The sequence below is a fragment of the Leptothrix toolikensis (SeqCode) genome (assembly GCF_057922285.1).
The window spans coordinates 1-6,129 of record NZ_JBYSVC010000113.1 but is presented as its reverse complement, the minus strand read 5'-3'; the positions used below and the strand labels follow the sequence as shown (position 1 = coordinate 6,129).

General features: G+C 56.5%; 4 protein-coding genes. 2 read left to right on the top strand and 2 right to left on the bottom strand.

The window, feature by feature from the left end; translation table 11 throughout:
• The first annotated feature begins 195 nt into the window (after nucleotides 1-195).
• Together dcd and AC3VI7_RS11915 are read left to right on the top strand one after the other, a co-directional pair.
• Nucleotides 196-765, top strand: coding sequence for a dCTP deaminase (dcd, locus tag AC3VI7_RS11920; protein WP_489671255.1), 570 nt, complete (start codon nucleotides 196-198; stop codon nucleotides 763-765).
• A 139-nt stretch (nucleotides 766-904) separates the two neighbouring features.
• The gene (locus AC3VI7_RS11915) at nucleotides 905-4,246 is read left to right on the top strand and encodes a PAS domain-containing protein (RefSeq protein ID WP_489669382.1); all 3,342 of its coding nucleotides are present in this window, start codon (nucleotides 905-907) and stop codon (nucleotides 4,244-4,246) included.
• A 25-nt stretch (nucleotides 4,247-4,271) separates the two neighbouring features.
• Here AC3VI7_RS11915 and AC3VI7_RS11910 read toward each other — a convergent pair whose 3' ends face one another.
• Complete coding sequence (locus tag AC3VI7_RS11910; protein WP_489669383.1) at nucleotides 4,272-5,594, bottom strand: UDP-glucose dehydrogenase family protein; 1,323 nt, start codon at nucleotides 5,592-5,594, stop codon at nucleotides 4,272-4,274.
• Between the two features lie 60 nt (nucleotides 5,595-5,654).
• Nucleotides 5,655-6,129, bottom strand: a 475-nt coding sequence (locus tag AC3VI7_RS11905; protein ID WP_489671561.1) for a FimV/HubP family polar landmark protein, incomplete at its 5' end; no start/stop codon positions are given.

The window sequence follows — 6,129 nt, the reverse complement described above, 5'->3', positions numbered from 1 at the left end:
CACACTTATCGGCTGCAAATTTTTAAAGAACTTCTCGCTTCCTGCGAGTCGCTAATCAGTCAGTGATCAGCAGAGAAACGAGATTTTGCCTGTAAACGTAATCCCTGTCAAGGGTGTGGGTATTAAAACTTCGCAGCGACGAAGATCCCCCCTCTAGAATCAGCCGCCATCGTCTTAGCAACCTCCTTCCCACTTATGAGCATCAAGAGCGACTCTTGGATTCGTCGCATGGCCGCTGAACATCAAATGATTGAACCTTTCGAGGCCAATCAGGTTCGTACCAACGCATCAGGACAAAGAATCGTCAGCTATGGCACGTCCAGTTATGGCTATGACATTCGTTGCGCAGGCGACTTCAAGATCTTCACGAATGTCCACTCCACCGTGGTGGACCCGAAGAACTTTGATGAAAAAAGCTTTGTGGATTTCCACGGCGATGTCTGCATCATTCCGCCCAACAGCTTCGCTTTGGCCCGAACCATCGAGTACTTCCGCATTCCTCGCAATGTGCTGACCATCTGTCTAGGTAAGAGCACCTATGCGCGCTGCGGCATCATCGTCAACGTCACACCCTTCGAGCCCGAGTGGGAAGGTTTTGTGACGTTGGAGTTCTCCAACACAACCCCGTTACCTGCCAAGATTTACGCGGGTGAAGGTTGCGCGCAGGTGGTGTTCTTCGAGAGTGATGAAGTGTGTGAGACCAGCTATAAGGACAGAGGGGGCAAGTACCAAGGCCAAGTTGGCGTTACGTTGCCTAAAACCTGATCTCGCTCAACCTTGCCTACGGCTCTTTCGTGCGCTTCTCCACTGCTTGCCCACTATTTGCAATAGTCAGAGCTAAAGAGCCCTGGCAAGGGCTCCAGTGCTGCGTACACTGCGCCCCAAATGAACATCACCATGTTTCATGAGTGCGATCACAACCGCTGTCCCGCTCACCATCGGCCTGTTTGAATGCCTTGCGGAACCCGTGTTGGTTTTCGATGCTTCGGTGCGCCTGCTTTACGCCAATCGTGCAGCTCTTCATGCCCTTCCCTGTGAAACAGGGATGGGTTGGGCGGATTTGGGACGGGTTTTTGATGTCCCCACGCTGGAATGGTTGCGTGAATCCATCGAGAAACCTACTGGGACGGCATCCCTCCCTGCGGGTGGTGCTGCCATGCAACAAGGCCAAGTCCCCGTCGTTGCGCCGCTCGGAGGACAACGTTGGGCCTTGGTCCTCCCGATCGAATCGGGGGCGGTGACATCAGCGCCTACTGGTTCGGCCCACCCTTTGAAAAAAAGCGTGCCCTCTTCGGTGCCCACCGAACAAGACAATGCGCTTCACGACATCCTTTGGAGCGCACCTTTCCCGGTCATGCTGCAAGACGACACGTTTCGGTTGGTGGACTGCAATCCCATGATGGCAGCGTTACTGGGTACGGCTCGCAATCGCTTGATCGGCCAAGATCCCCTGAGATTCATGCCACCACAAGAGCAGCGCGACCTCCAGTCACGCCGGCAAGAATGGCTGAAATCGTTACAGGAAACGCGTATTCCGGTGTTGCAAGATCAGACCTATTTGGATGCCAAGGGACAACCTCATCCGATGCAAGCCACGGTCTATCTTCTGCAAAACCGCGATAAAACTCGGCGAGTTTTATCGGTTTTTCGCGACATCAAGGCTGAAGCGCTACCGCACGCAATCAGCACAACCCAAAGCTCTGATGGATCGACAGGCTCTTCAGATCTAACACTGCTCGAACTCGGCGGCTGGTTTGATCAGCTTCCTCAAGCCATGATGCTGCTCGACCACAATGGCCGGGTGCTGCGATCCAATCAAGCCTTTGATCAACTACTCGGCTTTCAGCTGCTGGATGTGAGCGAAGCCTCCCCCGAGATTCGTATGCTTTTGCACTGGGGTCGAACCCGACTCACGGTGCCCTTGGAGCCGGGGCAATCATGGTTTACACCCGACGTATTCGTCCCTTGCAAACCGGATCAACCGCCTAAACGCGTCCGCTCTTTGCTCCGATGCCACCTCACACCGGATCAGCAGCGACGGTACATGTATGTCCTGGATGAGCGCCCGCCCGAAGAACGTCGTGACCCTCGCAGGGTTCAACCGGGTTCACTTTTTGACATGTCCGGAGCGGGTCCAGCGATCAGTCGTGAACGCGAAATCAATTTGGCCCATCAGGCCATCAAAGCGGGGCAATTGAACGACCTGACCGCATCAAGTGGCACACATACGATCCGTCGAGATCGCGTACTTCCTTCTTCGATGCATGAATTTGAGCGCCTGCAACAAGCCTGCAAACTGGGTGAACGTTGCGAGGTGCGTTACGCCGTACAAGATCCAGAACAAGGTCAGCGTTGGTTTCTGACGCGGGTGGAGCCAGATACGCGCCCTGGGCAGGGTGTCTCTGTGATCACGTTCGATATCACTGAGCAACAGCTGGCTCGCGAACGCGCCGAGTACTTGTTGGCCGAGTTGAATGCCATCTTGGAGAGTTCTCCGGCGGGTATTGCCTCTTTGCGGGGCTATCACGTGGTGCGGTGCAACCGTCGTTTTGAACGCATCTTGCATCTACACGCAGGGACAGCCATCAAGGCCGACCTACGCGCATTGCTTGCCGCGCGAACAGGTGGGTTGCGTAACCCCCCTGAGCTCACCGCATGCATGGATAAGGGCGACATCTTCGAAGATGAAGTGCATGTCATCCATGATGATGATTTGGTCCATTGGTACGCTGTGACCATTCGCCGAGCCGGCCCACCTGGCCCAGCATCAGAGGCGGTGGTGATTTTGTCCGAGATCACCCGGCTACGCTACCAGCAAGAGCAGCTGGAAACAGTGACCAACGAACGGGCTAGCTTGGCCCAAATCCTGCACCAGCAAAGTGACCGGGGCCGAGCCGTCCTTGATGCCATGCTTGTGGGGGTCGTTACGGTCAATCAGCAAGGCACCATCACTTGGCTAAATCGACCTGCAAGACGCATGTTTTGTGGCGATTTAAGGGACTTCTATGGTGAGCCTTTAGCTTCTGTGGCCCCACCCGACGAGCCGGAGCATCCTTTCAGGCATTGCGCTTCGGTGCTTGAAAAAATGGCAGATAGCGATTCCGCTCAATTCGAAGCCCATGTGCAAGGGCGCGACGGACGTCGTTTCTTGGTGGTCGGCAACATGGTCGCCACGCTCAATCTATCAGGGGGGCGGGAATTGACCTTCGCCCTGATGGACATGGACCAGCGACGCATGGCTGAGGCGCGCGTGGCCGATGCACGGGGCATGCTGCAACGCATCATGGCAGCAGCCCCGATGGCTATCACCATCCACGACGCAAGCACGCTGGCCATTGAGCAGATGAATCCGGTCGCAGCAGACCTCGCCGGCATCGCAGCAGAAGAGGCCATCGGCTGTACACCGGATCAACTTTTTCCACCCGAGTTATCCAACCGCTTGCGTGATGACATGCGCACGGCCTTGAGTCAGCCTACGGCGCTGACCCAACGTGAATATCCGATCGAAAGCCATGGCAAGCGCACCTTGTGGGATACGCGCTTTGTGCCCTTGGCGCGCGATGGCGAACGCCCGGATCGCATTCTCATGGTGGCCGCCGACATCACAGCGCAGCGGGCCGAACTCGACATCTTGCTTTCACAACGAGAAATGCTGGTGCAAGAAGTGCAGCACCGGGTACGCCACAACTTGCAGGATGTGACCGGCCTACTCAAACAAGTAGGGGTGCGTCGCCCCGAAGTGCAAGCCGTCATGACCGAGGTCATTGGCCAAGTTCAAGCCATTGCACAGGTCTATGGCCTACCCACCGGCCCAACCGGACTGCTGCGGGTGGTCGATGTGGTCGAAGCCGTATCGCAGTCGGTGCAACGCACTTTCGGCCAGATCTTTGAGATGCAGATGGACCCAACCACCACGCCGTGGTTGCTGCCTGATGGTGAGTCGATTCCTTTCGCCTTGATCATCAACGAACTGATGAGCAATGCGGTCAAGCACAGCACCAGCGATTCCCCGCTCAGTTGTCATTTGCAGCCCATTCACCAAGGCATCCGACTTGAGGTGATGAACGAAGGGCTGTTGCCTTCCAACTTTCGGGTCGAGCACCGCCCAACCAGCGTAGCCGGTTTGGGCTTAGTGCGCGCCTTGCTGCCTCGCCGCCACGCGTCACTGACGATTGAGCAAAACGGCGAGCATGTCTTGGCCATCATTGAGCTGCATGCCCCGGTGATCACCCGCCCACCTGAATAAACGCGGCGGGCGGCGGAGCTCACTCTCAGGGCCGCCCGATGGCGTGATATTCCAACCCGAACGAGCGAATCAAGGCCGGCTCATAGAGGTTACGACCGTCAAAGACAACCTTATCCTTGAGCGAAGCCGCCAAGTGCTCGAAGTCAGGCGTACGGAACTCTTTCCATTCGGTCACGATCAGCAAGGCTTCGGCATTCAAAAGGGCGTCTTGCGCTGAATCAGCGTATTGCACACCCACCACATCAGCCAACTGGCGCTGCGCTTCCGCTATGGCCACCGGGTCATAGACTTGAACCCGAGCACCACGTTGCAAGAGATCATGAATGATCACCAAGCTGGGGGCTTCACGCATATCGTCGGTGTTGGGCTTGAACGCTAGGCCCCAAATCGCAAACGTCCGGCCTGCGAGATCCTCTCCGTAGCGCGCTACGACCTTGTTCACCAAGACCTTCTTTTGGTCTTCGTTGACGGCCTCCACGGCAGCCAAGATGCGCGAAGGCAGCCCAACATCGGCCGATGTTTTGGCCAATGCTTTGACATCCTTGGGGAAGCAAGAGCCGCCATAACCCACCCCTGGATAGAGGAAGTGCGTCCCAATCCGAGGGTCGGAGCCGATGCCTTGGCGAACCAGCTCGATATCCGCGCCCACCCGTTCAGCCAGACGAGACAACTCGTTCATGAAGCTGATGCGGGTCGCCAACATGGCATTGGCAGCATATTTGGTGAATTCGGCACTGCGAATATCCATCACCATCATGCGATCACGGTTGCGCACAAACGGTGCATAGAGCGCACGCATGAGCAAAATGGCGCGCTCATCTTCAGCACCCACCACCACCCGATCAGGGCGCATGAAATCTTGGACCGCCGCGCCTTCTTTGAGAAACTCAGGATTCGAGCACACCGCAAAATCAAGCTTGATCTGGCGCTTGGCCAATTCATCAGCAATAGCAGCTTTGACCTTGTCACCTGTACCCACCGGCACCGTGCTCTTGTCCACCACCACCTTGAAGTCAAGCATGCGCTGACCAATGCTGCGGGCAGCGGCCACCACGTATTGCAAATCAGCTGAGCCATCCTCACCCGGAGGCGTACCGACGGCAATGAACTGGATCGTTCCATGGGCCACCGCATGATCCACGTTGGTGGTGAATTCCAAGCGGCCCGCCTGCACGTTGCGCTGAACAACTTCAAGCAGACCCGGCTCATGAATCGGTATACCGCCTTCTTGGAGAATACGGATCTTGGCCGGATCGATATCCAAGCACAGCACATGATTGCCCATCTCGGAGAGACAGGCCCCCGTGACAAGGCCGACATAACCTGTCCCGATAACAGTAACTTTCATGAAAAACTTTCAAACATGTTCAGCGATACATAAAAAGAAGGTCCGCACAAGGATGGGGCCTCACAGACGCGCCATCGCACCGTGGGCTTCTTCCTTCTGAGCCTCATCCCCATCACGCAACACGATCTCAAGCTGCTTGCGTGAGGCGTCGCGATCCTTGATTTCAAGATAGGCCCGCGCCAAAACCAAACGCAAGGCCGACTCAGCCAGTACATTGGGTACCGCAGGCGAGGTTTCACCTGATTTATGCACCATCAAGACCGCGTTTTGATGCAGTTCAAGCTGCTTGGCCAAATCCAAGGCGGCGGTCGAGATCGTGGTGGGCGCGCGCAGCGAAGCACGTTTGGTGGCGGCCGCCTCTGTCACTGCCGCAGCTTCAGCCATGACTTGCTCAGAGGGTGCCCGGCGCAGGGCATACACCAGCACGCCAGCCCCCAAGGTCACAATGATCAGGCCAACCGTCCAAGCCAAAGCATTACCGTCATCACCGCTGCGCTTGCCAGCATCGGTGGGTGCTGATGCAACAGCAACAGCA

Bases quoted from the DNA above. Each gene is read 5' to 3' on its own strand.
- dcd (WP_489671255.1), top strand. From the start codon at position 196: ATGAGCATCAAGAGCGACTCTTGGATTCGTCGCATGGCCGCTGAACAT.
- AC3VI7_RS11915 (WP_489669382.1), top strand. From the start codon at position 905: ATGAGTGCGATCACAACCGCTGTCCCGCTCACCATCGGCCTGTTTGAA.
- AC3VI7_RS11910 (WP_489669383.1), bottom strand. From the start codon at position 5,594: ATGAAAGTTACTGTTATCGGGACAGGTTATGTCGGCCTTGTCACGGGG.